This window comes from Shinella sp. SUS2, assembly GCF_001262505.1.
In the GTDB taxonomy this organism is placed as follows: domain Bacteria; phylum Pseudomonadota; class Alphaproteobacteria; order Rhizobiales; family Rhizobiaceae; genus Shinella.
This window is the reverse complement of sequence record NZ_KQ410724.1, coordinates 384,837-409,656: the sequence shown is the minus strand read 5'-3', so window position 1 is coordinate 409,656 and position 24,820 is coordinate 384,837. Positions and strand designations below refer to the sequence as shown.

Annotated in this window: 27 protein-coding genes; 1 reads left to right on the top strand and 26 read right to left on the bottom strand. The window is 61.0% G+C overall.

The window, feature by feature from the left end; genetic code table 11:
- Positions 1-18: 18 nt before the first annotated feature.
- The 20 genes from rpsH to rpsL all read right to left on the bottom strand — a co-directional run bounded on the left by rpsH (position 19) and on the right by rpsL (position 11,985).
- On the bottom strand, positions 19-417 hold the full coding sequence (gene rpsH / locus AKG11_RS04690) for a 30S ribosomal protein S8 (RefSeq protein ID WP_023517482.1): 399 nt from the start codon (positions 415-417) through the stop codon (positions 19-21).
- A 12-nt stretch (positions 418-429) separates the two neighbouring features.
- Positions 430-735, bottom strand: coding sequence for a 30S ribosomal protein S14 (gene rpsN, locus AKG11_RS04685; protein WP_023517483.1), 306 nt, complete (start codon positions 733-735; stop codon positions 430-432).
- Between the two features lie 36 nt (positions 736-771).
- Positions 772-1,329, bottom strand: coding sequence for a 50S ribosomal protein L5 (gene rplE / locus AKG11_RS04680; protein WP_023517484.1), 558 nt, complete (start codon positions 1,327-1,329; stop codon positions 772-774).
- Complete coding sequence (gene rplX / locus AKG11_RS04675) at positions 1,322-1,633, bottom strand: 50S ribosomal protein L24 (protein WP_024270443.1); 312 nt, start codon at positions 1,631-1,633, stop codon at positions 1,322-1,324. Before rplX ends, rplE begins: the two co-directional genes overlap by 8 nt.
- Before the next feature lie 12 nt (positions 1,634-1,645).
- Positions 1,646-2,014: a 50S ribosomal protein L14 gene (gene rplN, locus AKG11_RS04670; RefSeq protein ID WP_018328276.1), complete on the bottom strand. Its 369-nt coding sequence runs from the start codon at positions 2,012-2,014 to the stop codon at positions 1,646-1,648.
- Between the two features lie 236 nt (positions 2,015-2,250).
- Positions 2,251-2,487, bottom strand: a complete 237-nt coding sequence (gene rpsQ, locus AKG11_RS04665; RefSeq protein WP_024270442.1) for a 30S ribosomal protein S17 — start codon at positions 2,485-2,487, stop codon at positions 2,251-2,253.
- 12 nt (positions 2,488-2,499) lie between these two features.
- Positions 2,500-2,700 (bottom strand): 50S ribosomal protein L29, encoded by a 201-nt coding sequence (rpmC, locus tag AKG11_RS04660; RefSeq protein ID WP_024270441.1) that lies wholly within the window; start codon positions 2,698-2,700, stop codon positions 2,500-2,502.
- 12 nt (positions 2,701-2,712) lie between these two features.
- On the bottom strand, positions 2,713-3,126 hold the full coding sequence (gene rplP / locus AKG11_RS04655; RefSeq protein WP_024270440.1) for a 50S ribosomal protein L16: 414 nt from the start codon (positions 3,124-3,126) through the stop codon (positions 2,713-2,715).
- A 38-nt stretch (positions 3,127-3,164) separates the two neighbouring features.
- Positions 3,165-3,893 carry a 30S ribosomal protein S3 gene (gene rpsC / locus AKG11_RS04650; protein ID WP_023514178.1) on the bottom strand — a complete coding sequence of 243 codons (729 nt, stop codon included), beginning with the start codon at positions 3,891-3,893 and terminating at the stop codon, positions 3,165-3,167.
- Positions 3,893-4,282 carry a 50S ribosomal protein L22 gene (gene rplV / locus AKG11_RS04645; protein ID WP_023514179.1) on the bottom strand — a complete coding sequence of 130 codons (390 nt, stop codon included), beginning with the start codon at positions 4,280-4,282 and terminating at the stop codon, positions 3,893-3,895. The genes rpsC and rplV overlap by 1 nt, the downstream gene beginning before the upstream one ends.
- Positions 4,283-4,284: 2 nt before the next feature.
- A complete protein-coding gene (rpsS, locus tag AKG11_RS04640; protein WP_023517272.1) occupies positions 4,285-4,563 on the bottom strand; it encodes a 30S ribosomal protein S19 in 279 nt (92 codons plus the stop codon).
- Between the two features lie 16 nt (positions 4,564-4,579).
- Positions 4,580-5,416, bottom strand: a complete 837-nt coding sequence (gene rplB, locus AKG11_RS04635; RefSeq protein WP_023517273.1) for a 50S ribosomal protein L2 — start codon at positions 5,414-5,416, stop codon at positions 4,580-4,582.
- A 31-nt stretch (positions 5,417-5,447) separates the two neighbouring features.
- A complete protein-coding gene (locus AKG11_RS04630) occupies positions 5,448-5,741 on the bottom strand; it encodes a 50S ribosomal protein L23 (RefSeq protein ID WP_023517274.1) in 294 nt (97 codons plus the stop codon).
- Positions 5,738-6,358 carry a 50S ribosomal protein L4 gene (gene rplD / locus AKG11_RS04625; protein ID WP_024270439.1) on the bottom strand — a complete coding sequence of 207 codons (621 nt, stop codon included), beginning with the start codon at positions 6,356-6,358 and terminating at the stop codon, positions 5,738-5,740. Before rplD ends, AKG11_RS04630 begins: the two co-directional genes overlap by 4 nt.
- A 12-nt stretch (positions 6,359-6,370) precedes the next feature.
- Complete coding sequence (gene rplC / locus AKG11_RS04620; RefSeq protein ID WP_024270438.1) at positions 6,371-7,054, bottom strand: 50S ribosomal protein L3; 684 nt, start codon at positions 7,052-7,054, stop codon at positions 6,371-6,373.
- Positions 7,055-7,213: 159 nt separating this feature from the next.
- Positions 7,214-7,522: a 30S ribosomal protein S10 gene (rpsJ, locus tag AKG11_RS04615; protein WP_003507767.1), complete on the bottom strand. Its 309-nt coding sequence runs from the start codon at positions 7,520-7,522 to the stop codon at positions 7,214-7,216.
- Between the two features lie 189 nt (positions 7,523-7,711).
- Complete coding sequence (tuf, locus tag AKG11_RS04610; RefSeq protein WP_024270433.1) at positions 7,712-8,887, bottom strand: elongation factor Tu; 1,176 nt, start codon at positions 8,885-8,887, stop codon at positions 7,712-7,714.
- Positions 8,888-8,955: 68 nt separating this feature from the next.
- On the bottom strand, positions 8,956-11,055 hold the full coding sequence (fusA, locus tag AKG11_RS04605; RefSeq protein ID WP_050743079.1) for an elongation factor G: 2,100 nt from the start codon (positions 11,053-11,055) through the stop codon (positions 8,956-8,958).
- A gap of 30 nt (positions 11,056-11,085) precedes the next feature.
- A complete protein-coding gene (gene rpsG, locus AKG11_RS04600) occupies positions 11,086-11,556 on the bottom strand; it encodes a 30S ribosomal protein S7 (protein ID WP_023516514.1) in 471 nt (156 codons plus the stop codon).
- Between the two features lie 57 nt (positions 11,557-11,613).
- On the bottom strand, positions 11,614-11,985 hold the full coding sequence (gene rpsL, locus AKG11_RS04595; protein ID WP_022719193.1) for a 30S ribosomal protein S12: 372 nt from the start codon (positions 11,983-11,985) through the stop codon (positions 11,614-11,616).
- 551 nt (positions 11,986-12,536) lie between these two features.
- Between rpsL and AKG11_RS04590 the strand changes: the two genes are divergently transcribed.
- Positions 12,537-12,833 (top strand): hypothetical protein, encoded by a 297-nt coding sequence (locus AKG11_RS04590; protein WP_023514254.1) that lies wholly within the window; start codon positions 12,537-12,539, stop codon positions 12,831-12,833.
- 15 nt (positions 12,834-12,848) lie between these two features.
- Here the strand turns inward: AKG11_RS04590 and AKG11_RS04585 are convergent, their stop codons facing one another.
- From AKG11_RS04585 to rplA, 6 genes are all read right to left on the bottom strand, one after another.
- The gene (locus AKG11_RS04585) at positions 12,849-13,898 is read right to left on the bottom strand and encodes a cytochrome-c peroxidase (protein ID WP_050743078.1); all 1,050 of its coding nucleotides are present in this window, start codon (positions 13,896-13,898) and stop codon (positions 12,849-12,851) included.
- Positions 13,899-14,053: 155 nt separating this feature from the next.
- On the bottom strand, positions 14,054-18,265 hold the full coding sequence (gene rpoC / locus AKG11_RS04580) for a DNA-directed RNA polymerase subunit beta' (RefSeq protein WP_050743077.1): 4,212 nt from the start codon (positions 18,263-18,265) through the stop codon (positions 14,054-14,056).
- Positions 18,266-18,419: 154 nt separating this feature from the next.
- Complete coding sequence (rpoB, locus tag AKG11_RS04575) at positions 18,420-22,559, bottom strand: DNA-directed RNA polymerase subunit beta (RefSeq protein ID WP_024270436.1); 4,140 nt, start codon at positions 22,557-22,559, stop codon at positions 18,420-18,422.
- A 252-nt stretch (positions 22,560-22,811) separates the two neighbouring features.
- The gene (gene rplL / locus AKG11_RS04570) at positions 22,812-23,189 is read right to left on the bottom strand and encodes a 50S ribosomal protein L7/L12 (protein WP_023515199.1); all 378 of its coding nucleotides are present in this window, start codon (positions 23,187-23,189) and stop codon (positions 22,812-22,814) included.
- A gap of 60 nt (positions 23,190-23,249) precedes the next feature.
- A complete protein-coding gene (rplJ, locus tag AKG11_RS04565) occupies positions 23,250-23,768 on the bottom strand; it encodes a 50S ribosomal protein L10 (RefSeq protein ID WP_024270435.1) in 519 nt (172 codons plus the stop codon).
- A 355-nt stretch (positions 23,769-24,123) separates the two neighbouring features.
- A complete protein-coding gene (gene rplA, locus AKG11_RS04560) occupies positions 24,124-24,816 on the bottom strand; it encodes a 50S ribosomal protein L1 (protein WP_023517312.1) in 693 nt (230 codons plus the stop codon).
- Positions 24,817-24,820 lie beyond the last annotated feature (4 nt).

Sequence of the window (24,820 nt, the reverse complement as noted above, 5' to 3'; positions counted from 1 at the left end):
GGAGTTCCTTGCCCAGTCTTAGAAGACCGAGCAAAGGATCTCGCCACCAACGTTCTGTTCGCGTGCCTGGTGATCGGCCATCACGCCCTTCGGGGTCGAAAGGATGGTGATGCCGAGGCCGTTCGCGACCTGCGGAATGGACTTTACCGAGACATAGACCCGGCGGCCCGGCTTGGAGACGCGGTCGATCTTGCGGATCACGGACGCGCCTTCGTAGTACTTGAGTTCGATGTTCAGCTCGGACTTGCCGTTGCCGAATTCGACTTCCGAATATCCGCGGATGTAACCTTCGGACTGAAGGACGTCCAGAACGCGGGCGCGCAGCTTGGAAGCCGGCGTCGAAACGCTGGACTTGCGGCGTGCGGCGCCGTTGCGGATACGGGTGAGCATATCGCCCAAGGGATCAGTCATTGCCATGTGCCCGTCTCCTTACCAGCTCGACTTGACGATGCCCGGCACCTTGCCGAGATTGCCCAGTTCGCGAAGCGCAATACGCGACATCTTGAGTTTGCGATAGAAAGCGCGCGGACGGCCCGTGACTTCGCACCGGTTGCGGATACGGGTCTTGGAGCCATTGCGCGGCAGTTCGGCAAGCTTCAGGGTCGCCTTGAAGCGCTCTTCGATGGGAAGAGACTGGTTCTGGATGATCGCCTTGAGAGCGGCACGCTTGGACGCCTGGGCGGCGACCAGCTTGCGGCGGCGGTTGTTCTTCTCGACTGCGCTGGTTTTAGCCATAACAGTTGTTATCCTTCTTTACGCTTGTCGTTACGGTCAGGCGCGGAACGGGAAGTTGAACTCTTTCAGAAGAGCCCGTGCTTCGTCGTCCGTCTTTGCCGTCGTGCAAACGATGATGTCCATGCCCCACATCTGATCAACCTTGTCGTAGTTGATCTCCGGGAACACAATGTGCTCCTTGATACCCATGGCGAAGTTGCCACGGCCATCGAAGGACTTCGGGTTCAGACCACGGAAGTCGCGTACGCGGGGCAGCGCGATGTTCACGAGGCGATCCAGAAATTCATACATGCGGGCGCCGCGCAGGGTGACCTTCGCGCCGATCGGCATGCCTTCGCGCAGCTTGAAGCCGGCGATGGAGTTGCGGGCGCGCGTGATGACCGGCTTCTGGCCGGCAATCGCTGCGAGGTCGCCGGCCGCTACGGTCGGCTTCTTCGAGTCGCCCGTAGATTCGCCAACACCCATGTTGATGACGACCTTGTCGAGGCGCGGGATCTGCATCTCGTTGGCGAAGGAGAACTGCTCCTGAAGCGCCTTGCGGATACGCTCGACGTATTCCTTCTTGAGGCGCGGCTCATACTTGGTGTCAGCCATCGATCGACACTCCCGAACGCTTTGCTACACGAACCTTCTTGTCGCCTTCGACCTTGAAACCGACGCGGGTCGGCTTGCCGTCCTTGGGATCGGCGATCGCGATGTTCGACAGATGGATCGAAGCTTCCTTGGTGATGATGCCGGCTTCCTGGGTCTGGGTCTGGCGCTGGTGACGCTTCACCAGGTTGATACCCTTGACGACCGCACGGTCTTCCTTCGGCATGACCTGTACAACTTCACCGGTACGGCCCTTGTCCTTGCCGGTGAGCACGACGACCTTGTCGCCCTTACGAATCTTCTGCATAGCCATCGCTCCTTACAGTACTTCCGGAGCCAGCGAGATGATCTTCATGTGGTTCTTGGCGCGAAGTTCGCGCGGAACCGGTCCGAAGATACGGGTGCCGATCGGCTCTTTCTTGTTGTCGATCAGGACGGCTGCGTTGTTGTCAAAACGAATGACGCTGCCATCGGGGCGGCGGATGTCCTTGGCGGTGCGCACGACGACCGCCTTCATCACGTCACCCTTCTTCACGCGGCCGCGCGGGATCGCTTCCTTGATCGAGACGACGATAATGTCGCCGACCGAAGCGTACTTGCGCTTGGAGCCGCCCAGCACCTTGATGCACATGACACGACGTGCGCCGGAATTATCCGCGACGTCGAGGTTAGTCTGCATCTGAATCATGTCAGGTCGCCTTCTTGTTTTACCGGACCGGTTGGGTGTTAGCCCCCTGTTCCAGCTTATGGAAATTCATGTTTTCGCGCGGGATGGTCGTTTGCCAGGGTGGTTTCCACGTCGGCGAACCGATGGACCTTCCGTGCGCTCAAAGCAAAAGAACGCTCGTGATTCCGAGCGTCCTTGCGCTGCTTCATACAGAGTTTTGCGCCAAACACAAGGGCTCGGCGCAAAATCCGGTATTATTAAGCGTGGGCCGATACGACGGTCCAGCGCTTGTCCTTGGAAATCGGGGCGCATTCCTGGATGGAAACGACGTCGCCGACCTTGTACTGGTTGGTTTCGTCATGCGCCTTGTACTTCTTGGACCGGCGAACGGTCTTCTGAAGCAGGGGATGGGCAAAGCGGCGTTCGACGCGCACGACAACGGTCTTGTCGTTCTTGTCGCTGACAACAGTGCCCTGCAGAATGCGTTTCGGCATATTTTTTGGTCCTTAGGCCTTGGCTTCTGCCGCCTTCTGGCGGGCAATGGTCTTGACGCGCGCGATATCCTTGCGGACTTCGTTGATGCGCGAGGTCTTCTCGAGCTGGCCGGTGGCCTTCTGGAAGCGCAGGTTGAACTGCTCTTTCTTCAGCTTGGCAAGCTCTTCGTTGAGCTGATCGGCGCTCAGCGCCTTGACGTCTGCGGCTTTCATGGCGCTCGCTCCTTACTCTGCAATGCGCTGTACGAAGCGCGTCTTGACCGAGAGCTTGGCCGAGCCGAGGCGAAGCGCTTCACGCGCGATTTCCTCGGAAACACCGTCGATCTCGAACATCATACGGCCAGGCTTGACCTTGGCTGCCCAGTATTCGACCGAACCCTTACCCTTACCCATGCGGACTTCCGTGGGCTTCGCGGTGACCGGAACGTCGGGGAACACGCGGATCCACACGCGGCCGGCACGCTTCATGTAGCGGGTGATCGCGCGGCGGGCCGCTTCGATCTCGCGTGCGTTCACGCGGTTCGGTTCCTGAGCCTTCAAGCCGAACTCGCCGAAGGCGAGCTCGGAGCCGCCCTTGGCGACGCCCTTGATGCGTCCCTTGAACTGCTTGCGGTACTTGGTACGCTTTGGCTGCAACATTTTTTTACTTCTCCGATATTGGCTGCCAAACGCGACTGTTACGCGTTTTCACGACGGCGGTCGCCACGATCGCGATCGCGGCTTGCGGGGCCCTGGCTGTCACTTTCGCTGGCGCGACGCTCAGAGGCCATCGGGTCGTGCTCAAGGATTTCACCCTTGAAGATCCAGACCTTGATGCCGCAGATGCCGAATGCGGTTTCGGCTTCAGCCGTACCGTAGTCGATGTCTGCACGCAGCGTGTGAAGCGGAACGCGACCTTCGCGGTACCATTCCGTACGGGCGATTTCCGCACCGCCGAGACGGCCAGCGCAGGTGATCTTGATGCCTTCGGCGCCAAGACGCATGGCCGACTGAACAGCGCGCTTCATCGCACGGCGGAAAGCCACGCGGCGCTCGAGCTGCTGGGCGATCGACTGGGCAACGAGGGTTGCGTCGACTTCGGGCTTCCGCACTTCAACGATGTTGAGGTGCGTTTCGGAGTTCGTCATCGAAGCGAGCTTCTTGCGAAGCTTCTCGATGTCCGCACCCTTCTTGCCGATGATCAGACCCGGGCGAGCCGAGTGGATCGTGACGCGGCACTTCTTGTGCGGGCGCTCGATGACCACCTTGGCGATACCGGCCTGCTTCAGCTCTTCCATGACGAAAGCGCGGATCTTCAGGTCTTCGTGGAGCAGCTGGCCGTATTCGGCGTTGTCGGCGAACCAACGGCTGTCCCAGGTACGGTTAATGCCGAGGCGGAAACCGATCGGATTAATCTTCTGGCCCATTATGCGGCCTCCCCTTTGGCTTCGACTTCACGGACGACGATCGTCAGATGCGAGAAAGGCTTCTCGATCCGCGATGCACGGCCGCGGCCACGAGCGGCAAAGCGCTTCATGACAATCGACTTGCCGACATACGCCTCAGCGACGATGAGCGAGTCAACGTCGAGGTCGTGGTTGTTTTCTGCGTTGGCGATCGCAGACTCGAGCGTCTTCTTGACGGTCTCGGCGCTACGCTTGCGCGAGAACTCAAGCTCGGCGAGAGCCCGGTCGACCTTCTTGCCGCGGATGAGCGCAGCAAGCAGGTTGAGCTTCTGGGGGCTGACGCGGATCGTGCGCGCGATAGCCTGCGCCTCGTTATCCTTCAGCCGACGTTCGGCTTTAGCCTTACCCATCGTTACTTCCTCTTCGCCTTCTTGTCCGCGCCGTGACCGTAGTAGGTCCGGGTCGGAGCGAATTCACCAAACTTGTGGCCAACCATGTCTTCGTTGACGGCCACCGGGATGTGCTTGCTGCCGTTGTAGACGCCGAAAGTCAGACCAACGAACTGCGGCAGGATCGTGGAGCGACGGCTCCAGATCTTGATAACTTCGCTGCGACCGCCTTCACGAACCTTCTCAGCCTTCTTGAGAAGATAGCCGTCAACAAACGGGCCTTTCCATACTGAACGAGCCATTTCTGACTAACCTCTCTTACTTCTTCTTCAAGTGGCGCGAGCGCATGATGAACTTGTCGGTCGACTTGTTCGAGCGGGTACGCTTGCCCTTGGTGGGCTTGCCCCACGGGGAAACCGGGTGACGACCACCAGAGGTGCGGCCTTCACCACCACCGTGCGGGTGGTCGACGGGGTTCATGACGACACCGCGGTTGTGCGGGGTCTTGCCACGCCAGCGCGTACGACCAGCCTTACCGTCGTTGATGTTGCCGTGATCCGGGTTGGAGACGGCGCCGACCGTTGCGAGGCAGGACGAGTGAACCAGGCGCTGTTCGCCCGAGTTCAGGCGAAGGATCGCCATGCCCTGATCGCGGCCGACCAGCTGAACGAAGGTGCCGGCGGAGCGGGCGATCTGGCCGCCCTTGCCCGGCTTCATTTCGACGTTGTGAACGATCGAACCAACCGGAACGTACTGCAGCGGCATGGTGTTGCCGGGCTTTACGTCAACAGCCTTGTTGGAAGCGATGACCTTGTCGCCGGCTGCCAGGCGCTGCGGGGCCAGGATATAGGCCTGCTCGCCGTCGGCATAGCTCACCAGAGCGATGAACGCCGTACGGTTCGGGTCGTATTCCAGACGCTCGACCGTGCCTTCGACGTCGAACTTGCGACGCTTGAAGTCGATGAGACGGTAGGTGCGCTTGTGACCACCGCCGATGAAGCGGGCCGTGATGCGACCAAGGTTGTTACGACCGCCGCTCTTGGAGAGACCTTCGGTCAGAGCCTTGACGGGCTTGCCCTTGTAAAGGCCCGACCGGTCGACGATGACCAGCTGGCGCTGGCTCGGAGTGGTCGGATTGAAGTGTTTCAATGCCATTTTCTTGTTTCCTCTTTAGCCGACTGCCCGATTAGAGCCCGGTGGAGACGTCGATGGACTGACCGTCAGCGAGCGTGACGATAGCCTTCTTGACATCTCCCTGCCGGCCGGCGAAGCCGCGGAAACGCTTGATCTTGCCCTTGCGGACGAGCGTGTTCACAGCCGTGACCTTGACGCCGAAGAGAGCTTCCACGGCAGCCTTGATTTCAGGCTTGGAAGCGCGCTTGGCAACGTTGAAGACGATCTGGTTGTTTTCGGAGACCAGCGTCGACTTTTCGGTGATCGAGGGGGATACGATCACATCGTAGTGGCGAAGATCCGTCATTTGAACCGCTCCTCGAGGGCTTCTACAGCAGCCTTGGAGAGCACGAGCTTGCCGCGGCGCAGGATGTCGTAAACATTGATACCCTGGATCGGAAGCACATCCACGTTCGGGATGTTGCGGGCTGCGAGCTTGAAGTTGCCGTCAAGTTCTGCGCCGCCGATGAAGAGGGCATTGGTGAGGCCGAGCGAAGCGAACGCGCCGGCCAGAGCCTTCGTCTTTGCTTCTGCGGCAACGAGGTCGTCAACGATGATGACGTCGTCAGCCTTGATCTTGGCCGAGAGGGCGTGACGCAGGCCGAGCGCGCGAACCTGCTTGGGCAGGTCGTGAGCGTGGCTGCGGGATACCGGGCCGTGAGCCTTGGCACCGCCGCGGAACTGCGGAGCGCGCGCCGAATGGTGACGAGCGCGGCCCGTACCCTTCTGCTTGTACATCTTGGAGCCGGTGCGGGACACTTCGCCGCGCGTCAGCGACTGGTGCGTGCCCTGCTGCTTCTTGGCGAGCTGCCAGCGGATGACGCGGGCAATGATGTCTTCGCGCGGCTCGAGGCCGAAGATCGCGTCGGAAAGAGAGACCTTGCCGGCGTCCTTCCCGTCGAGGGTCGTGACTTTGAGATCCATGATCAGGCTCCCTTACTTGGCTGCGGCGCGCACGGCGGCCGGACGCGGTGCGTCGGACGGGGTGCCGGACTTGACGGCGTCACGAACGACGATCCAGGCGCCCTTGGAGCCCGGGACAGCGCCCTTGACGAGGATGAGACCGCGTTCTTCGTCGGTGGAGACGACTTCGAGGTTCTGAGTGGTGACGCGCGTCTGGCCCATGTGACCAGCCATGCGCTTGCCCTTCCAGACCTTGCCCGGGTCCTGGTTGTTACCAGTCGAACCGTGCGAACGGTGCGAAACGGAAACGCCGTGCGTTGCACGAAGACCGCCGAAGTTATGGCGCTTCATGGCACCGGCAAAACCCTTACCGATCGTGGTGCCGGTAACGTCGACGAGCTGGCCGGCGACGAAATGGCTCGCGGTCAGTTCCGCGCCGATTTCGATGAGGTTGTCTTCCGAAACGCGGAATTCGACGAGCTTGGCCTTCGGCTCGACGCTTGCAGCGGCGAACTGGCCGCGGAGCGCCTTTGCCGTGTTCTTCACCTTGGAAGAGCCGGCGCCGAGCTGGACGGCCGTGTAGCCGTTCTTGTCCTGCGTACGCTGGGCAACGACCTGGACGTTGTCCAGTCGCAATACTGTTACAGGGATGTGCTCACCTGCGTCATTATAGACGCGAGTCATCCCTACTTTCTGTGCAATCACACCTGAACGCATGGTTCAATCCTCTTAGAAGTCCTGGCGGGATCGTGACGTCCCGTCATGCCTCTTGGTTTAAGGATTCCACTCGGGCCTTACGGCCGTCGGGTTTCCCGTTTTTAGAAGACGTCGGCTTAATGCCACGTACCTTCCTTGTTATTTCGGCTTGCGCCGGACTTAGAGCTTGATCTCTACGTCTACACCGGCCGCGAGGTCGAGCTTCATGAGAGCATCAACGGTCTGCGGCGTCGGATCTACGATGTCGAGCAGGCGCTTGTGCGTGCGCATCTCGAACTGTTCACGGCTCTTCTTGTCCACGTGGGGCGAACGGTTGACAGTGAACTTTTCAATACGGGTCGGGAGCGGAACGGGGCCGCGGACGCTTGCGCCGGTGCGCTTTGCCGTCGACACGATTTCACGCGTGGAGGCATCAAGGATCCGGTGGTCAAACGCCTTGAGGCGGATGCGGATGTTCTGGCCGTTCATACGACTTTTCCTTAGTTCGTTACTCGCGCGATTCTCTTGGGAAATGCGCGTTTTTGATTCTGGCGGTTCCCATAACGGAACGCACGCGAAAATACAATTGCCGAAAGGCCAGTCCGCTAAATTTTCAAAGACCGGAGGGGCAGGATGACATCCTGCCCTTCCTATTTCAGCGGCCTGAAGCCTTAAGTCTTACTCGACGATCGAGGCAACGATGCCGGCGCCGACGGTACGGCCGCCTTCGCGGATTGCGAAGCGCAGCTTTTCTTCCATCGCGATCGGAACGATCAGCTCGACTTCAACCGTGACGTTGTCGCCCGGCATGACCATTTCCGTGCCTTCCGGCAGCGAAACGATACCGGTCACGTCCGTCGTGCGGAAGTAGAACTGCGGACGGTAGTTCGTGAAGAACGGCGTATGACGGCCGCCTTCTTCCTTCGTCAGGATGTAGGCTTCTGCCATGAACTTCTTGTGCGGCTTGACCGAACCCGGCTTGCACAGGATCTGGCCACGCTCGACGCCGTCACGCGTGACGCCGCGCAGAAGCGCGCCGATGTTGTCGCCGGCCTGGCCCTGGTCGAGCAGCTTGCGGAACATTTCAACGCCCGTGCAGGTCGTCTTCGTCGTCGGGCGGATGCCGACGATTTCGATTTCTTCACCGACCTTGACGATACCGCGCTCGACGCGACCCGTCACAACCGTACCACGGCCCGAGATCGAGAACACGTCTTCGATCGGCATCAGGAACGGCTGGTCGATCGGACGCTCCGGCGTCGGGATGTAGGCGTCGACCTGAGCCATCAGCTCGCGGATCGCGTCTTCACCGATCTTCTTGTCCGAATCTTCGAGAGCGGCCAGAGCCGAACCCTTGACGATCGGAATGTCGTCGCCCGGGAAGTCGTAGGACGACAGAAGTTCGCGAACTTCCAGTTCGACGAGTTCCAGAAGCTCGGCGTCGTCAACCTGGTCGACCTTGTTCAGGAACACCACGATCGCGGGAACGCCGACCTGGCGGGCGAGCAGGATGTGCTCGCGGGTCTGCGGCATCGGGCCGTCAGCGGCGGAGCAGACCAGGATCGCGCCGTCCATCTGGGCAGCACCGGTGATCATGTTCTTGACGTAGTCGGCGTGGCCGGGGCAGTCGACGTGCGCATAGTGACGGTTCGGCGTCTCATACTCGACGTGCGCCGTCGAGATGGTGATGCCACGGGCCTTTTCTTCCGGTGCGGCGTCGATCTGGTCATACGCCTTGAACTCGCCGAAATACTTCGTGATCGCTGCCGTCAGCGACGTCTTGCCATGGTCAACGTGGCCGATCGTGCCGATGTTTACGTGAGGCTTGTTGCGCTCAAACTTACCTTTTGCCATTTCCGGCTCTCCGTTCCTGATCCCGTAAGGGGAAATTCATACAAATTGCTTTTGGGGGCGTACCCCGGTCACTTCTGACCGGAGTACTTTGCCTGGATTTCCTGCGCGACGTTCGACGGAACCGGCGCATAGTGGTCGAAGACCATCGAGTACTGGGCGCGACCCTGCGACATCGAGCGCAGGTTGTCCACGTACTTGAACATGTTCGCCAGCGGCACGTTGGCGGAGATCACGACGGCGACGCCGCGCGATTCCTGGCCCTGGATCTGGCCACGGCGGGAGTTCAGGTCGCCGATGACGTCGCCGACATAGTCTTCCGGCGTCACGACTTCGACCTTCATCATCGGCTCCAGCAGCTGGGCGCCGGCTTCACGCGAGGCTTCACGGAAGCAGGCACGCGATGCGATTTCGAAGGCGAGGACCGAGGAGTCGACGTCGTGGAAGGCGCCGTCGATGAGCGTCGCCTTGACGCCGAGCATCGGGAAGCCTGCGAGCGGACCCGAGGACAGAACGCTTTCGATACCCTTCTGAACGCCCGGGATGTATTCCTTCGGAACAGCACCGCCGACGATCTTGGATTCGAAGAGGAAATCTTCGCCATCCGGGTTCGGTTCGAACACGAGCTTCACGCGGGCGAACTGGCCGGTACCACCGGTCTGCTTCTTGTGCGTGTAGTCCTTTTCGGTCTTGCGCGTGATCGTCTCACGGTAAGCAACCTGCGGCGCGCCGACATTGGCTTCGACCTTGAACTCGCGACGCATGCGGTCGACGATGATGTCGAGGTGAAGTTCGCCCATGCCTGCGATGATCGTCTGGCCGGACTCTTCGTCGGTCTTGACGCGGAAGGACGGGTCTTCGGCAGCCAGACGGTTGAGCGCGAGGCCCATCTTTTCCTGGTCGTTCTTGGTCTTCGGCTCGATCGCGATCTGGATGACCGGCTCGGGGAATTCCATGCGCTCCAGGATAACCGGCTTCAGCGGATCGCAGAGCGTATCGCCCGTCGTCGTATCCTTGAGGCCAGCGAGAGCAACGATGTCGCCGGCAAAGGCTTCTTCGATGTCTTCACGCGAGTTGGAGTGCATCTGCAGCATACGGCCGACGCGCTCGCGCTTTTCCTTGACCGTGTTCATGACCGACGTGCCCTTTTCGAGCTTGCCGGAATAGATGCGGGCGAAGGTGAGCGAACCGACGAAGGGGTCGTTCATGATCTTGAACGCGAGCATGGAAAGCGGCTCGGCGTCATCGGCATGACGCTCGATTTCGGCTTCCGTCTTGACGTCGATGCCCTTGATCGCAGGGATATCTGCCGGGGACGGCAGGTAGTCGACGACGGCGTCGAGCAGCGGCTGAACGCCCTTGTTCTTGAATGCCGTACCGCAGAACATCGGGTGGAACTTCACGTCGATGGTGCCGCGGCGAACGAGCGCACGGATCTGGTCGTTGTCCGGGTAATTGCCTTCGAGATAGGCTTCCATCGCGGCTTCGTCGATCTCGACGACGGTCTCGATGAGCTTCTCGCGGTATTCCTCGGCCTTGGCCTTCATGTCTTCCGGGATCTCGACGACGTCCCACTGGGCGCCGAGCGATTCGTCGCGCCAGACGAGAGCGTTCATCTCGACGAGGTCGATGACGCCCTTGAAGTCGCTTTCAGCGCCGATCGGCAGCTGCATGACGACGGCGGTCGCACCGAGACGCGACTTGATCATGGACACCGAGCGGTAGAAGTCCGCGCCGGTCTTGTCCATCTTGTTGCAGAAGATCATGCGCGGAACGTTGTACTTCTCAGCCTGACGCCAGACGGTTTCCGTCTGCGGCTCTACGCCGGCGTTGGCATCGAGAAGGGCGATCGCACCGTCGAGTACGCGCAGCGAACGCTCGACTTCGATGGTGAAGTCGACGTGGCCGGGGGTGTCGATGATGTTGAAGCGGCGGGTCTTGCCGTCACGGCCCTTCCAGAAGGTCGTGGTGGCAGCCGACGTGATCGTGATGCCGCGTTCCTGTTCCTGCTCCATCCAGTCCATGGTGGCGGCGCCGTCATGGACTTCGCCGATCTTGTGGGACTTGCCGGTGTAGTAGAGGATGCGTTCGGTCGTCGTCGTCTTGCCGGCGTCGATATGCGCCATGATACCGAAATTACGGTAGTCTTCGATTTTGTATTCGCGAGCCATTTCGGACTCCTTTCGAGACGTTAGTTTCGGTTACCAGCGGTAGTGCGAGAATGCACGGTTGGCGTCAGCCATCTTGTGCGTGTCTTCGCGCTTCTTCACTGCGCTGCCGCGATTGTTCGCTGCGTCCATGAGTTCGCCGGAAAGGCGCTCGACCATGGTCGTTTCGTTACGCTTGCGGGCAGCTGCGATCAGCCAACGGATTGCGAGAGCCTGACGGCGCTCCGGGCGAACGTCGACCGGAACCTGGTAGGTCGCACCACCGACGCGACGCGAACGCACTTCGACGTGCGGAGCGACGTTGTCGAGAGCCGAATGGAAAACACCGAGCGGATCGGCCTTTGCCTTGCCCTGAACGACATCGAAGGCGCCGTAAACGATCGTTTCGGCGACGGACTTCTTGCCGTCCAGCATGATGGCGTTCATGAACTTGGTGACAACGAGGTCGCCGAACTTCGGGTCCGGGTTGATCTCGCGCTTTTCTGCTCTATGGCGACGGGACATACTTTTTGTCTCTCAATCTTGAATGATCTGGCCAGCGAAATGGCGCTGGTTACTGTATTACTTCGGACGCTTCGCGCCGTACTTGGAACGACGCTGCTTGCGGTTCTTGACGCCCTGGGTGTCGAGAACGCCGCGGATGATGTGGTAACGCACGCCCGGCAAGTCCTTCACGCGGCCGCCACGGATCATGACGACAGAGTGTTCCTGCAGGTTGTGACCTTCGCCCGGGATGTAACCGATGACTTCGAAGCCATTGGTCAGGCGGATCTTGGCGACCTTACGCAGAGCCGAGTTCGGCTTCTTCGGGGTCGTCGTGTAGACGCGGGTGCAAACGCCGCGCTTCTGGGGGTTTTCCTGCAGGGCAGGAACCTTGTTGCGCTTAACCGACGCCTGGCGCGGCTTGCGGATCAACTGGTTTACGGTAGGCATAGACCCATCCCTTATCGTGTCTCATTACCCTTGCGGGCGATAGGTGGCCACACGCGTGTTCATGCGCAATAAAAGGCCGATCCGCCTGAGCGGATGACCTTTGATAGGCAGAGGACGCGATATAACCGCGTCATGCGTGCAGCATTCATGTTCTCAACGTGCGTCGAGCCCTGTTTGAGGCGAACTTCAGAACGAGTCATTCCGAACCAGCCAGCCTCACATAGGCTCTGATGGCGTGCGGTCTACTGACTTAAGGGCAAAAGGTCAAGGGGCGAGGCGAAAGAATCCCGGTGCGGAATGGCTGGCCTGCCTGAAAAGCGGGGCTTTCGGCGGCCTCCCCTGCCCCTTTCGGGAAGCATCCGGGCTCACCAGCCATCGCTGGAGAACATTAAGGAAGCGTAAAGATGGAATCAACCCTGAGAGTCGGTGCGTGACCGGGTACATCCAACAGAATCGGGAATCACCTTTTGCTGCGCCCGCCCATTTTGCATTTGGGCCTTGCCGCCCTACCCTTTATAGAACCGGCATCACAGACCCGAAAGGAGCCCGCCATGGCGGCCAATGCCGATAACGACAACAACACGCTCGACGATCCGATGGTCTTCATCATCATCGGCAAGGCCTATGAGCGCGAGGGCGACGAGGGCATCGACATCCATGTCATGCTGCGTGCGCCCGACGACGACACCGCCGTGCGCGAGGCGCTGAACGCGCTTTCCGAAGAGGGTTTCCTCGAAGCCGACCTCGACCAGATCGGTACGCTGACCGGCGTGCCGGAGGACGAGCCGCATGCCTCCGCCTACAAGGGTGCCCTGGAGGGCGAGGTGGCGATCATCCGGTTCGCCTGATGACCGCCCTCTCCCTTACTTGATTTCGCCGCTCGGCAGAGGCGTATCATCCGTCTCTGCCGGCAGCACCGGATAGACCACGTCGGGCATCCGGCCTTCCAGTGAGCCGAGGAAGGCCACAATCCGGTCCACGTCGGTATCCGCAAGATCCTCGCCGAGCTGCGAGGTGCCCATGATCGCAACCGCCTGCTTCAGGTTCCACACCTTGCCCGAATGGAAGTACGGCGCCGTCAGCGTGACGTTGCGCAGCGGCGCAGCGCGGAAGACGTAGGAGTCGTCCGCCGTCGCCGTCACGGCAAAGCGGCCCTTGTCGTTCTCCGGCAGAACCTCGGCCCCCGGCTTCTCGATAAGGCCGAACGGATAGTAGCCGTTGCCGCCAAGATTGACGCCGCTGTGGCACGAAGCGCAGCCCTTGTCGATGAAGAGCGCCAGCCCCGCCTGCTCTTCCGCCGTCATCGCCCCGTCGTCGCCATTGAGATAGGCGTCGAAGGGCGCCGGCGTGATCAGGGTCGCCTCGAAGGCCTCGATCGCCTTCGCCATGTTGTCGAACGTCACCGGATCGGCCTCGTCTGGAAAGGCCGCCGTGAACCATTCGACATAGTTCGGCATCGATTTCAGCGTCGCGACGACCTGGTTCGGCGTGTTCGCCATTTCGACACCCGCCTGGATCGGCCCCTTGGCCTGCGCCTTGAGGTCTTCCGCGCGACCATCCCAGAACTGCGCATCGTTGAAGACGGCATTCAGGGCCGTCGGCGAGTTGCGCGGCCCCTTTTGCCAACCATGGCCGATCGAGGTTTCGAGATTGTCATCGCCCCCGGTCGCCAGGTTGTGACAAGAATTGCAGGAGAAGACGCCCGAGGCCGACAGGCGCGGATCGAAGAACAGCGCCTTACCGAGATCGATCTTCTCCGGCGTGATGGGGTTGTCGCTGACCGCAGGATAGGTGGACGGCAAGGGCTTGAAGATATCGAGCGCCGTCGCGCGCAGATCGGCAGGAACGGGATCGGCGGCAAGAGCCGCAGTCGCAAGGAGCGACAGGGCGACCGTCGCCAGCAGAATTTTCATGGCTACCTCCATTCGTTGGGACACGAATGGACTTTAGAACCGCTCCAATCTGGCCAGTTGCGCCAGATCAAGCGGCCCCGCCCTGTCCTTGCGCATAAACAAAAAGCCGCCCGAAATAATCCGGGCGGCTTTTTCATTCGTCAAAATGCGGGCGATTACTCGGCCGCCGCATTCTCGCCGCCGGCGAGGTCCGCCAGCATCGGGGTTGCAACGCCGGCGCCGGTCGACTTGCGGCGCTCGTCGAGGATCATCTCATCGCGGGCCGTCGCGATGCGGCGGATCTGGGTCATGGTGCCGCCCGTGCCGGCCGGGATGAGGCGGCCGACGATGACGTTTTCCTTGAGACCCTGCAGGCCGTCGGTCTTGCCGGCGATCGCAGCCTCCGTGAGAACCTTGGTGGTCTCCTGGAAGGACGCGGCCGAGATGAACGACGGGGTCTGCAGCGACGCCTTGGTGATGCCGAGGAGGACCGGATCGCCGTATGCCGGCTTCTTGCCTTCCTCGATCAGGCTGTCGTTGACGTCTTCCAGCTCGATACGGTCGACATTGTCGCCGACGATGTAGGTCGAGTCGCCGGCATCCGTGATCTCGACCTTCTGCAGCATCTGGCGAACGATCACCTCGATGTGCTTGTCGTTGATCACAACGCCCTGCAGTCGGTAGACTTCCTGGATTTCGTTCACGAGGTAGGAAGCGAGTGCTTCCACGCCCTTGATCGCCAGGATGTCGTGCGGCGCCGGATTGCCGTCGAGGATGTAGTCACCCTTTTCGATGTAGTCGCCGTCCTGAAGGTGGAAGGGCTTGCCCTTCGGGATCAAGTACTCGACCGGCTCGACACCGTCTTCCGCCGGCTCGATCATCACGCGACGCTTGTTCTTGTAGTCGCGGCCGAAGCGAACCGTGCCATCGATCTCTGCGATGACGGCGTGGTCCTTCGGACGGCGGGCTTCGAACAGTTCGGCAACGCGCGGCAGACCACCGGTGATGTCCTTGGTCTTGGCGCTTTCCAGCGGCGAGCGGGCAAGAACGTCACCCTGGGAGACCTTCTGACCGGGTTCGACCGAGAGGATCGCGTCGACCGAGAGCATGAAGCGAGCTTCACCACCGCGGGACAGCTTGGCGACAGCGCCGTTCTTGTCCTTGATGACGATGGCCGGCTTCAGATCCGTACCGCGCGGCGTCGAACGCCAGTCGATGACCGAACGCTTGGTGATGCCGGTGGATTCGTCGGTCGTTTCCAGAACCGAGATACCGTCGACCACGTCTTCGAAGTGAACCGTACCTTCCACTTCCGTCATCATCGGACGGGTGTAGGGGTCCCACTCGGCGAGACGCTGGCCGCGCTTCACCTTGTCGCCATCATCGACGAAGATCTTCGAACCGTAGGCGACGCGCTGCGAGGACCGTTCCACGCCGCGCTCGTCGAGAATGGTGACCGCCATGTTGCGGCCCATCGCGACGAGGTTACCGTCGGAGTTGCGCAGCATGTTGCGGTTCTTCATCTGCACCGTGCCTTCATACGATGCTTCCAGGAACGACTGGTCGACCACGGTCGCCGTGCCGCCAAGGTGGAAGGTACGCATGGTGAGCTGGGTGCCCGGCTCGCCGATCGACTGTGCCGCGATGACGCCCACGGCTTCGCCCATGTTGACGGGCGTGCCGCGTGCAAGGTCGCGACCGTAGCAGACGCCGCAGACCCCGGTCTGGATTTCGCAGGTCAGTGCCGAGCGGATGCGGATCGACTGGATACCGGCCTTCTCGATCTCGACGACGTCGGGCTCGAGGATCATCTTGCCGGCATCGACAATGCGCGCGCCGGTGACCGGATGGTCGATATCGTCGAGCGCGGTACGGCCGAGCACGCGGGTGCCGATCGACGCCACGACCTGACCGGCATCGACGATGGCGGTCATGGTGAGGCCGGTTTCGGTGCCGCAATCGACATGCGTGACGATGCAGTCCTGCGCGACGTCGACGAGACGACGGGTCAGGTAACCGGAGTTCGCGGTCTTCAGGGCGGTGTCTGCCAGACCCTTGCGGGCGCCGTGCGTCGAGTTGAAGTACTCGTTCACGGTCAGGCCTTCCTTGAAGTTCGAGATGATCGGCGTTTCGATGATCTCGCCCGACGGCTTGGCCATGAGGCCGCGCATGCCGCCCAGCTGGCGCATCTGGTTCGGAGAACCACGGGCGCCCGAGTGGGACATCATGTAGATCGCGTTCATCGGCTTCTGGCGACCGGTTTCCGGGTCGAACTCGACGGCCTTGATTCGGGCCATCATGTCCTCGGCAACCTTTTCGGTGGCCTTGCCCCAGGCATCGACGACCTTGTTGTACTTTTCGCCCTGGGTGATCAGGCCGTCATTGTACTGCTGCTCGTATTCCTTGACGAGGTTTTCGGTATCACCGACGATCTTCGCCTTGGTTTCCGGAATGATCATGTCGTCCTTGCCGAACGAAATGCCGGCGCGGCAGGCATGGGCAAAGCCGAGCTGCATGATGCGGTCGCAGAAGATGACCGTGTCCTTCTGACCGCAGTGACGGTAGACCGTGTCGATCATCTTGGAGATGTTCTTCTTGGTCATTTCCTGGTTGCAGGTCTCGAACGGCACGTTGACGTTCTTCGGCAGAAGTTCGCCGATGATCATGCGGCCGGGAGTCGTCTCATAGATCTTCGAGACCAGCTTGCCGTCGGCATCCATGGTCTTGAAGCGGCCACGGATCTTGGCGTGCAGGGTGACGACCTTGTTCTCGAGCGCATGGTGCAGTTCGCCCATGTCGGAGAAGGCCATGCCCTCGCCCGGCTCGTTCTGGTTCATGATCGCCAGATAGTAGAGGCCAAGAACCATGTCCTGCGACGGAACGATGATCGGTGCGCCGTTCGCCGGATGCAGGATGTTGTTCGTCGACATCATCAGCACGCGCGCTTCCAGCTGGGCTTCCAGCGAAAGCGGAACGTGAACGGCCATCTGGTCGCCGTCGAAGTCGGCGTTGAAGGCCGTGCAGACGAGCGGGTGCAGCTGGATCGCCTTGCCTTCGACCAGGATCGGTTCGAAGGCCTGGATGCCCAGGCGGTGCAGCGTCGGTGCGCGGTTCAGGAGAACCGGATGTTCGCGGATGACCTCGTCGAGGATATCCCAGACCTCGGGCTTTTCCTTTTCAACCAGCTTCTTGGCCTGCTTGACAGTCGAGGAGAAACCCTTGGCGTCGAGGCGGGCGTAGATGAACGGCTTGAACAGTTCGAGCGCCATCTTCTTCGGCAGGCCGCACTGGTGCAGCTTGAGTTCCGGACCCGTCACGATGACCGAACGGCCGGAATAGTCGACGCGCTTGCCGAGCAGGTTCTGGCGGAAGCGGCCCTGCTTGCCCTTGAGCATGTCGGACAGCGACTTCAGCGGACGCTTGTTGGCGCCGGTGATGACGCGGCCGCGGCGGCCGTTGTCGAACAGGGCGTCAACCGATTCCTGAAGCATGCGCTTCTCGTTACGGATGATGATGCCCGGTGCGCGCAGCTCGATGAGGCGCTTCAGACGGTTGTTGCGGTTGATGACGCGGCGGTAGAGATCGTTGAGGTCCGACGTCGCGAAACGACCGCCGTCCAGCGGGACGAGCGGGCGCAGGTCCGGCGGGATCACCGGAACGACCTTCATGATCATCCATTCCGGGCGGTTGCCGGATTCCATGAAGTTCTCGACGATCTTCAGGCGCTTCATCAGCTTCTTCTGCTTCAGGTCCGACGTGGTGTCGGCCAGATCCTGACGCAGATCGCCGGCGATCTTTTCGAGGTTCATCGAGGCGAGCATCTCGTAGATGGCCTCGGCGCCGATCATCGCCGTGAACTGGTCTTCACCATATTCATCGACGGCGATCATGTATTCTTCTTCGGAAAGAAGCTGGTTTTCCTTGAGCGCGGTGAGGCCCGGCTCCGTCACGATGTAGTTCTCGAAATAGAGAACGCGCTCGACATCCTTCAGCGTCATGTCGAGGAGCGTCGCGATGCGCGACGGCAGCGACTTCAGGAACCAGATGTGGGCAACGGGCGCAGCGAGCTCGATATGGCCCATGCGCTCGCGGCGAACGCGCGACAGCGTGACTTCGACGCCGCACTTTTCGCAGATGATGCCCTTGTACTTCATGCGCTTGTACTTGCCGCACAGGCACTCGTAATCCTTGATCGGCCCGAAGATGCGCGCGCAGAAGAGACCGTCGCGTTCCGGCTTGAACGTGCGGTAGTTGATGGTTTCCGGCTTCTTGATCTCGCCGTACGACCACGACAGGATCTTTTCCGGCGACGCGATCGAGATACGGATGGAGTCGAACGTCTGCGCAGGCACCTGCGGGTTGAAAAGGTTCATGACCTCTTGGTTCATGCCTATCTCCTTCGTGGGCCAGTGGCCCTCTGCTTAGCAGTCAAATGCGGCGATACCCGGGTGCCGCACGACTGCCTGAAACGGATGAGCCGCCCCTCGCCTTCCGGCGGGAGCGGGAGCGGTGCGCGCCTTTCCGGCGCGCACCTTGTCAGGCTTATTCCGCCGCGTCGGGAAGCTGGCCAGCTTCCGCGTTCGGATCGACCTTGGAGTTCTCGAGTTCGACCGACAGGCCGAGCGAGCGCATTTCCTTGACGAGAACGTTGAAGCTCTCCGGAATGCCCGCCTCGAACGTGTCGTCGCCACGCACGATCGCCTCGTACACCTTGGTGCGGCCCGCCACGTCGTCCGACTTCACGGTCAGCATTTCCTGCAGCGTGTAGGCGGCGCCGTAGGCTTCGAGCGCCCAGACTTCCATTTCCCCGAAGCGCTGGCCGCCGAACTGCGCCTTGCCGCCCAGCGGCTGCTGGGTAACGAGCGAGTACGGACCGATCGAGCGCGCGTGGATCTTGTCGTCGACAAGGTGGTTCAGCTTGATCATGTACATGTAGCCGACCGTGACCTTGCGGTCGAAAGCCTCACCCGTACGACCGTCGTAGAGAACCGACTGGCCCGAGGAATTGAGGCCTGCGCGTTCCAGCATGCTGGCAACGTCGGGCTCATGCGCACCGTCGAAGACCGGCGTTGCGATCGAGACGCCCTTGCGGGACTGCTCGGCCAGCTTAACCAGGGCTTCGTCGTTGAAGTGCGCGACTTCATCCTTGGCTTCGCTCTCGTAGACTTCCGTCAGCTCGCGCTTCAGGTCGGAGATGTCCATGGTCTTGCGGTACTCGTCGAGCAGGTCGCCGATCTTCTTGCCCATGCCGGCGCAAGCCCAGGCAAGGTGGGTTTCGAGGATCTGGCCGACGTTCATGCGCGAGGGCACGCCCAGCGGGTTCAAGCAGATGTCGACATGCGTACCGTCTTCGAGGAACGGCATGTCCTCGATCGGCAGGATGCGCGAGACGACACCCTTGTTGCCGTGACGGCCGGCCATCTTGTCGCCCGGCTGGATCTTGCGCTTCACAGCAACGAAGACCTTGACCATCTTCATGACGCCCGGGGGCATTTCGTCGCCGCGCTGGACCTTTTCGACCTTGTCCATGAAGCGCTGTTCAAGGCGCGACTTGGATTCGTCGTACTGGCCACGGAGCGCTTCGATCTCGCCCTGGACTTTCTCGTCCTCGACGGCGAACATCCACCACTGCGAGCGGGGATATTCGGAGACGACGGCGTTCGACAGCTCGGTGCCCTTCTTGAAGGACTTCGGGCCGGCAACGGCGACGTGGCCGCGCAGCATGTCGACCAGACGGCCGTAGACGTTGCGGTCGAGGATCGCCTGCTCGTCGTCACGGTCCTTGGCGAGACGCTCGATCTCTTCACGCTCAATCGCCATCGCACGTTCGTCCTTCTCCACGCCATGGCGGTTGAAGACGCGAACTTCGACGACCGTACCGAAGGTGCCGGGCGGCATGCGCATGGAGGTGTCGCGAACGTCGGAGGCCTTTTCACCGAAGATGGCGCGCAGGAGCTTTTCTTCCGGCGTCATCGGGCTTTCGCCCTTCGGGGTGATCTTGCCGACCAGGATGTCGCCCGGCTGAACCTCAGCACCGATATAGACGATACCGGCTTCGTCGAGGTTCTTCAGCGCTTCTTCCGAAACGTTCGGAATGTCGCGCGTGATTTCTTCCGGGCCGAGCTTCGTGTCGCGAGCCATGACTTCGAATTCCTCGATATGAATCGAGGTGAACACATCTTCAGAGACGATGCGTTCGGACATCAGGATCGAGTCTTCGTAGTTGTAGCCGTTCCACGGCATGAACGCGACGAGCGCGTTGCGGCCGAGCGCGAGGTCGCCGAGGTCGGTCGACGGACCGTCCGCGATGATGTCGCCCTTGTTCAGAACGTCGCCGACGGTGACCAGCGGGCGCTGGTTGACGCAGGTGTTCTGGTTGGAACGCTGGAACTTCTGCAGCCGGTAGATATCGACGCCCGACTTCGACGGATCGAGGTCTTCGGTGGCGCGGATAACGATACGGGTCGCGTCGACCTGGTCGACGACACCGCCGCGGCGGGCCGCGATGGCAGCGCCCGAGTCACGGGCGACGACCGGCTCCATGCCGGTGCCGACGAACGGGGCTTCGGCACGCAGAAGCGGCACGGCCTGACGCTGCATGTTCGAACCCATGAGCGCGCGGTTCGCGTCGTCGTTCTCGAGGAACGGAATGAGCGCGGCCGCGACCGAAACGAGCTGCTTCGGCGAAACGTCCATCAGGTTGATCTGGTCGCGCGGGGCGAGCATGACTTCGCCGGCGTGGCGGCAGACGACGAACTCTTCAGCAAACGAGTTGTCGGCTTCGAGCACCGAGTTGGCCTGGGCGACGTGGTACTTCGCCTCTTCCATGGCGGAAAGGTAGACCACGTCACTCGTGACCTTGCCGTCGACGATCTTGCGGTACGGGCTCTCGATGAAGCCGTACTTGTTGACGCGGGCGAAGGTGGCGAGCGAGTTGATCAGACCGATGTTCGGTCCCTCAGGCGTCTCGATCGGGCAGATACGGCCGTAGTGCGTCGGGTGAACGTCGCGGACTTCGAAGCCGGCGCGCTCGCGGGTCAGACCACCCGGGCCAAGAGCCGAAAGGCGGCGCTTGTGGGTGATTTCCGACAGCGGGTTCACCTGGTCCATGAACTGCGAGAGCTGCGAGGAACCGAAGAATTCACGAACCGCGGCAGCCGCCGGCTTCGCGTTGATCAGGTCCTGCGGCATGACCGTGTCGATCTCGATCGAGGACATGCGTTCCTTGATCGCACGCTCCATGCGCAAGAGGCCGAGGCGGTACTGGTTTTCCATCAGCTCGCCGACCGAACGCACACGACGGTTGCCGAGGTTGTCGATGTCGTCGATCTCGCCCTTGCCGTCGCGCAGTTCGACCAGCATCTTCACGACGGCAAGGATATCGTCCTTGCGCAGCGTGCGCACCGTGTCGGCGACGTCGAGGTCGAGGCGCATGTTCATCTTCACGCGGCCGACGGCGGAGAGGTCGTAACGCTCCGCATCGAAGAACAGCGTGTTGAACATGGCTTCGGCCGAATCCATGGTCGGCGGTTCGCCCGGACGCATGACGCGGTAGATGTCGAACAGCGCGTCCTGGCGGTTCTCGTTCTTGTCTGCGGCAAGCGTCGAGCGGATGTAGGCGCCGACATTGATGTGGTCGATGTCGAGGACCGGGATCTCGTCGAAGCCAGCCGCCAGGATGATCGGCAGGGTCTTCTCGTCGATTTCGTCGCCGGCTTCGAGATAGATCTCACCCGTCGAATAGTTGACGACGTCTTCGGCAAGGTAGTTGCCGTAGAGTTCGTCATCGGTCGCCTTGAGGGCCTTGAGGCCCTTTTCGGACAGTTGCTTGAGGAGGCGCGGCGTCAGCTTCTTGCCGATCTCCACCACGACTTCGCCGGTGTCGGCGTCCACCATGTCCGAGACGGCCTTCTGGCCTTTCAGCGCGTCCGGATTGAAGGGTACGCGCCAGCCTTCGCCGTCGCGCTGGTAGAGCGACTTCGTGTAGAAGGTCGACAGGATCTCTTCGCCGTCCATGCCGAGCGCCATGAGGAGCGAGGTGACGGGGATCTTGCGGCGGCGGTCGATACGCGCATGTACGATGTCCTTGGCGTCGAACTCGATGTCGAGCCAGGAACCGCGATAGGGAATGACGCGTGCTGCGAAGAGCAGCTTGCCCGACGAGTGGCTCTTGCCCTTGTCGTGGTCGAAGAACACGCCCGGCGAACGGTGCATCTGGGAGACGATGACGCGCTCGGTGCCGTTGACGATGAACGTGCCGTTGTCGGTCATGAGCGGCATGTCGCCCATGTAGACGTTCTGTTCCTTGATGTCCTTGATGGACTTGGCGCCTGTATCCTCGTCGATATCGAACACGATGAGGCGCAGCGTCACCTTGAGCGGCGCTGCATAGGTCAGATCACGCTGGCGGCATTCCTCGACGTCGAACTTCGGCTGTTCGAACTCGTAGGAAACGAATTCGAGCATGGAAGCGCCGGAGAAGTCGGTGATCGGGAAGACCGACTTGAAAACGGTCTGAAGGCCCTCGTCCGGGCGACCGCCGGCGGGCTCTTCAACCATCAGAAATTGGTCGTAGGATGCCTTCTGAACCTCGATGAGGTTCGGCATGACTGCTACTTCGGGGATTTTTCCAAAAAACTTGCGTACGCGCCTACGACCGTTAAACGAAAGGGTCTGAGCCATCGTCGCTCCTTCAAATTTGCATCCGGGCCTGCAACGGACGGGGTTCGCTGGCCAGTCGATCCCGTCGACCAATGGGTTGGTTCAATCTCGTCTCACTGCCGGTTGACGGGCCGGATTGCCAGTCGCTCGGTGGAAGACCATCCTCTTGAAGAACCCATTACCCAAAAGCCGGTTTTCGCGGCTTTTGGGTAATCAGTTCAGGGGAATCATCAATGGGAGAGGGTCGAAACCCTCTCCCATCGCATTCCGGTATTACTTGACGTCGACCTTGGCGCCGGCTTCCTCAAGCTTCTTCTTGAGGTCGGCAGCTTCGCCCTTGGAGACGGCTTCCTTGACCGGCTTCGGAGCGCCTTCGACGAGGTCCTTGGCTTCCTTGAGGCCGAGGCCGGTGATGGCGCGGACTTCCTTGATGACGTTGATCTTGTTGGCGCCAGCGTCAACCAGGATAACGTCGAATTCGGTCTTTTCTTCTTCGACCGGGCCAGCAGCAGCAGCGCCGCCAGCAGCAGCAACTGCTACGGGAGCAGCAGCCGAAACGCCCCACTTCTCTTCGAGCAGCTTGGAAAGCTCAGCAGCTTCCAGAACGGTCAGAGCAGAGAGGTCTTCAACGATCTTTGCGAGATCAGCCATTGTGATAGTTCCTTATATTCGGTTCGAACTGGTATTGTTTGATTACAGCGAAAAACCGCCTCAAGCGGCTTCGTCCTTCTTGGCGTAGGCTGCGAACACGCGGGCAAGCTGGCTTGCCGGTGCTGCAACGACCGTAGCGACGCGCGTGGCCGGGGCTGCAATGAGACCCAGCAGCTTTGCACGAAGCTCGTCGAGCGAAGGCAGGGTCGCAAGCGACTTGACTGCTTCAGCGTCGAGCGTGGTCGCACCCATGGCGCCACCGAGAACAACGAGCTTGTCGTTGGTCTTGGCGAAATCCATGGCTACCTTGGGAGCAATCATCGGATCATTTGCGTAAGCAATGAGCGTCTGACCCTGGAAGAGATCAGACATCCCTTCCGACTCCGTACCCTGAAGGGCAATTTTGGCCAGGCGGTTCTTCGCGACCTTGACGGTGCCACCGGCCGCACGCATCTTCGTACGAAGATCGTTCATCTGTGCGACGGTGATACCGGCGTAGCGGGCCACGACAACCGAACCGGAAGCCTTGAAGACTTCGTTCAGCTCCGTGACGAATTCGCGTTTTTCCGCTCTTTCCACTGTGCCTATCTCCAGTTGACAGGACCGTGACTTCTCACGGGACCTGCCGGGTTTACCTTTGCCGCCAGGGATCCGCTTCAAAAGGGATCCCGAGCGACGCTCGAGGATCCTGTCCCCCCGCGCTCGACCGGATGGCCGCGACACAAGGTAAGGTAGGTTCGAACCGAATTTCGGCGTCATCCGACGCGGAAGAAATCCAGGTCTCACCCCGTCTCATGCAGGCTAAAGTGATTAAGGGATAACCACCTGCAATCTCGGACAGGAGTTCCGGGTTGCCCCGGAAATCCCCGGCCAGACAAGGCCGGGAATTCTGTTGCGGTTCGGCCTGAGCCGAGCCGTGAATTAAACGCCCAGATCAGGCAACCGTCGACGGGTCGATCTTGACGCCCGGGCCCATCGTCGAAGAGATGGCGACGCGCTTGACGTAGTTGCCCTTGGCACCCGTCGGCTTGGCCTTGATGACCGCGTCGGCGAAAGCCTTGATGTTTTCTTCAAGAGCCTTGGCGTCGAAGGAGGCCTTGCCGATACCGGCATGGATGATACCAGCCTTCTCGACGCGGAACTCGACTGCACCGCCCTTGGATGCCTTGACGGCGCCTGCAACGTCCATGGTGACGGTGCCGACCTTCGGGTTCGGCATCATGCCGCGCGGGCCGAGAACCTTACCGAGGCGGCCGACGAGCGGCATCATGTCCGGGGTCGCGATGCAGCGATCGAATTCGATCTTGCCGCCCTGGACGATTTCGACGAGGTCTTCGGCGCCGACGATGTCTGCACCGGCAGCCTTGGCTTCGTCAGCCTTGGCGCCACGTGCGAAGACGGCAACGCGAACGTCACGGCCCGTGCCGTTCGGCAGGTTGACCACGCCGCGGACCATCTGGTCTGCGTGACGCGGGTCGACGCCGAGGTTCATGGCGACTTCGATGGTTTCGTCGAACTTGGCAACGGCACGCTCCTTGACGAGAGCGATGGCGTCGGAGAGGGCGACGAGCTTGGTCGGGTCGATGCCTTCACGGATCTTCTGGAGACGCTTTGCAATCTTGGCCATGGTC

Coding starts and splice junctions, on each gene's coding strand:
- rpsC (WP_023514178.1), bottom strand. CDS start 3,893: ATGGGCCAGAAGATTAATCCGATCGGTTTCCGCCTCGGCATTAACCGT.
- rpsN (WP_023517483.1), bottom strand. CDS start 735: ATGGCTAAAACCAGCGCAGTCGAGAAGAACAACCGCCGCCGCAAGCTG.
- rplL (WP_023515199.1), bottom strand. CDS start 23,189: ATGGCTGATCTCGCAAAGATCGTTGAAGACCTCTCTGCTCTGACCGTT.
- rpoB (WP_024270436.1), bottom strand. CDS start 22,559: ATGGCTCAGACCCTTTCGTTTAACGGTCGTAGGCGCGTACGCAAGTTT.
- rplV (WP_023514179.1), bottom strand. CDS start 4,282: ATGGGTAAGGCTAAAGCCGAACGTCGGCTGAAGGATAACGAGGCGCAG.
- tuf (WP_024270433.1), bottom strand. CDS start 8,887: ATGGCAAAAGGTAAGTTTGAGCGCAACAAGCCTCACGTAAACATCGGC.
- rplE (WP_023517484.1), bottom strand. CDS start 1,329: ATGGCTGACACCAAGTATGAGCCGCGCCTCAAGAAGGAATACGTCGAG.
- rpsH (WP_023517482.1), bottom strand. CDS start 417: ATGGCAATGACTGATCCCTTGGGCGATATGCTCACCCGTATCCGCAAC.
- rplN (WP_018328276.1), bottom strand. CDS start 2,014: ATGATTCAGATGCAGACTAACCTCGACGTCGCGGATAATTCCGGCGCA.
- rplD (WP_024270439.1), bottom strand. CDS start 6,358: ATGGATCTCAAAGTCACGACCCTCGACGGGAAGGACGCCGGCAAGGTC.
- rplA (WP_023517312.1), bottom strand. CDS start 24,816: ATGGCCAAGATTGCAAAGCGTCTCCAGAAGATCCGTGAAGGCATCGAC.
- rplX (WP_024270443.1), bottom strand. CDS start 1,633: ATGCAGAAGATTCGTAAGGGCGACAAGGTCGTCGTGCTCACCGGCAAG.
- AKG11_RS04590 (WP_023514254.1), top strand. CDS start 12,537: ATGGCGGCCAATGCCGATAACGACAACAACACGCTCGACGATCCGATG.
- rplC (WP_024270438.1), bottom strand. CDS start 7,054: ATGCGTTCAGGTGTGATTGCACAGAAAGTAGGGATGACTCGCGTCTAT.
- rpoC (WP_050743077.1), bottom strand. CDS start 18,265: ATGAACCAAGAGGTCATGAACCTTTTCAACCCGCAGGTGCCTGCGCAG.
- rpsG (WP_023516514.1), bottom strand. CDS start 11,556: ATGTCCCGTCGCCATAGAGCAGAAAAGCGCGAGATCAACCCGGACCCG.
- fusA (WP_050743079.1), bottom strand. CDS start 11,055: ATGGCTCGCGAATACAAAATCGAAGACTACCGTAATTTCGGTATCATG.
- rplP (WP_024270440.1), bottom strand. CDS start 3,126: ATGTTGCAGCCAAAGCGTACCAAGTACCGCAAGCAGTTCAAGGGACGC.
- AKG11_RS04630 (WP_023517274.1), bottom strand. CDS start 5,741: ATGACGGATCTTCGCCACTACGATGTGATCGTATCCCCCTCGATCACC.
- rpmC (WP_024270441.1), bottom strand. CDS start 2,700: ATGAAAGCCGCAGACGTCAAGGCGCTGAGCGCCGATCAGCTCAACGAA.
- rpsS (WP_023517272.1), bottom strand. CDS start 4,563: ATGGCTCGTTCAGTATGGAAAGGCCCGTTTGTTGACGGCTATCTTCTC.
- AKG11_RS04585 (WP_050743078.1), bottom strand. CDS start 13,898: ATGAAAATTCTGCTGGCGACGGTCGCCCTGTCGCTCCTTGCGACTGCG.
- rpsL (WP_022719193.1), bottom strand. CDS start 11,985: ATGCCTACCGTAAACCAGTTGATCCGCAAGCCGCGCCAGGCGTCGGTT.
- rpsQ (WP_024270442.1), bottom strand. CDS start 2,487: ATGCCGAAACGCATTCTGCAGGGCACTGTTGTCAGCGACAAGAACGAC.
- rplB (WP_023517273.1), bottom strand. CDS start 5,416: ATGGCATTGAAACACTTCAATCCGACCACTCCGAGCCAGCGCCAGCTG.
- rpsJ (WP_003507767.1), bottom strand. CDS start 7,522: ATGAACGGCCAGAACATCCGCATCCGCCTCAAGGCGTTTGACCACCGG.